The sequence below is a fragment of the Marinobacter sp. ELB17 genome (assembly GCF_000169375.1).
GTDB lineage: Bacteria > Pseudomonadota > Gammaproteobacteria > Pseudomonadales > Oleiphilaceae > Marinobacter.
The window spans coordinates 1-2,253 of the sequence record NZ_AAXY01000067.1 but is presented as its reverse complement, the minus strand read 5'-3'; the positions used below and the strand labels follow the sequence as shown (position 1 = coordinate 2,253).

Genomic DNA, 2,253 nt, shown 5'->3' with positions numbered 1-2,253 from the left:
AACGGACAACTCGACGAAAGCGCAGAGGCCGGATATTCGGGTGCTTCTTCGTTCATGATGCGCTTGCCGCTAACGTAAAGATTTGAGCACATTTCACAAACAGCTTTGATGGGGCTTAGGTTAGGTAGGTACATGTAATCGGACTCAAGGTATTGCCTGACGTCCCATTGTTCGGGCAGCTCAACCTGCAGTGTGAATATTTGATAGCTGTCAGGGTCGGTAAACAGGTCTTTGTTTTTGGGCTCCTTTGCCATCTCTGGCGTGTAAATAACCCCGTACTTATGGGCTGCTCGAATGTTGTCGTCTTCGATTTGACCTCGGCAGAGGTTCAGGCAGCCTTTCGCAGAGATCAAATCCGCATATATTCCACCAACGAGATCGTCATGTTGCCCGGGCAGGGGTGGATCTTCACGGTGATCTAGTATGGGCGATGTGAATACATAAAAGATGTCTGCTTTTGGCATGGGTTACTCCTTACTGGGTTGTTCGTTCAATGAGCGTTTGGGTGCTTCGGCGGTACTGTAGGCTTTGGCTTGCTTTGAGTTTGATTGGCGTGAACCTGTTCCGCTGCAGTCGGTGGTTTTGGGAACGGCTTGCCAGCCGATGATTTAGAACCCTGAGTAGAGTTGCTGTCGAAGCGGTTCTTGAACGTGGACAAGATGGATACATTGCCTGTGACCCGGAGCCAGGTTTCGCAAACGAGCAGTACACTGAGGAAAATCCAAAATCCAATCATGATGTTTTCTCGCTGTGTGGGTATCGTTTTGTGTGTTTAGGTTTTGGGCGCAGTGTACCTGCGCCCATTGGTGTTTTCCTTATGCTGCGGTGCGGTTGATGCTTAAGGACCGCAGCGTGGTCAGTACTTCGGCAGCACTTTTGTGAGAGACGCTACCCAGCACACCAACGGCGCATTCTGCATCGCCACGATTGACCAGTGCCATAATTTGATGGGTTGGACCTTGGTTGTTGATGGTCGAGGCTTCGTCGCCGCCGAACTTCGACCAGATAAGATCATCCAGCTGATCGATTAGGGTTTCCTGGGCATCCGGGGTCCGGTGCAAAAGATCCGCAACGTAGCGAGCGAAAGCGTCGACATGGATGGCCGGCGTGATTGCAAACGGACTGAGATTGAATGTTTCGACGCGGATTGCATCGCCATTTTCGTTGGTCATCACGATGACATGGCCGGTAACCTGAGCTTTCGCCACACCCTCTGGCCCGACGTTTTCAATAAATGGATTGTTTTCGCCGTCTGTCCACTCAAACTCAATGCTGCCGTCATCCCAGCGTGTGTAACTGGTCAGGAGTGGGCCGTTGTCTACGCGTATGACGTCTGCTCGATCCAGGTGATCGGTAATTGCGTTCATGGTTGCTCTCCTGATCAGTGCATTGTGTGGGTTGGGGTGTACGATTCGCTGGCGTTCTCAAACTGCTTTGCCAGACCGCTTAAATGAGCCGTCCATTCTTCGTAGGTGGTGGCCTTCTCTAATGCGTAGTCTATGGGAATCAGAATCTCGCAGCAGATCACGCCGCCCATTGCGTGTGACGCTATCCATTCTTCGGTGTAGCAGCAGTATCCGCCCACCGCTTCGGCAACTGCGTTAGCCATCGCCATGCTCTGGTGCGCTTCGGTTTGAGCTTCCAGGTAGTTGCCGGCGCCCGGTGTGTGAGTGCCAAATGGAACTTCAATGGTCGGTGCCAGATACTTACGGCCGTTCATCAGGACCGCGTAGCCAATCATCGCCATCTGACGGCCAAAGGGAATGTACTCTTCCCCAATCAGTTGCATCTCAGATTCCGTCAGCGGGTAGTGGTCGCCATTCACAATGCCGGTCTTCAGTCCTATGCGCTGCAGGGTTTCGTGACTAACGTGATTGGTGGCCTCGCACGTACCGCTGGTCAGAAAGACGTATGAACCCGGCTTGATCTGCCGTGAAAAACTCAACGGCTGGTCAGAGGTTCGTGGGTTAGTTTTATACTGGATCATGGTATGCGCTCCGATGGTCAATAGCCCAATTGTTACCAGTGTGGCGCTGGTATTCAACTGTTTGGGATTTTTGGGCGCCCGTAGCAAGAACAGGCACCCGTTTTTGGTGGTTTAAGCTTCCGCCAACTCTTCGGGTGTGTAGACGTGGCCCAGGTGCAGGCAATCTTTAACGTGGAGGTTACTCACCTTGTCAGCGCACCACAGGCTGAACAACTCAGACCAATCGCTCGGGTGGTATCCGGCACAGGCTTTGCGCTGTTTTTGAG

General features: G+C 52.5%; 3 protein-coding genes. All 3 read right to left on the bottom strand.

All coding sequences use genetic code 11. The features are described 5' to 3' along the window. Window positions 1-464: hypothetical protein (locus MELB17_RS22995; RefSeq protein ID WP_007352746.1), on the bottom strand; the 464-nt coding region annotated here is incomplete at its 3' end. Between the two features lie 351 nt (window positions 465-815). Beyond that, entirely contained in the window at window positions 816-1,367 is a 552-nt protein-coding gene (locus tag MELB17_RS22990) for a hypothetical protein (RefSeq protein WP_007352745.1), read from the bottom strand. A gap of 14 nt (window positions 1,368-1,381) precedes the next feature. After that, window positions 1,382-1,987 (bottom strand): hypothetical protein, encoded by a 606-nt coding sequence (locus tag MELB17_RS22985; RefSeq protein WP_036186182.1) that lies wholly within the window; start codon window positions 1,985-1,987, stop codon window positions 1,382-1,384. Window positions 1,988-2,253: the final 266 nt, after the last annotated feature.

Coding starts and splice junctions, on each gene's coding strand:
- MELB17_RS22990 (WP_007352745.1), bottom strand. CDS start 1,367: ATGAACGCAATTACCGATCACCTGGATCGAGCAGACGTCATACGCGTA.
- MELB17_RS22985 (WP_036186182.1), bottom strand. CDS start 1,987: ATGATCCAGTATAAAACTAACCCACGAACCTCTGACCAGCCGTTGAGT.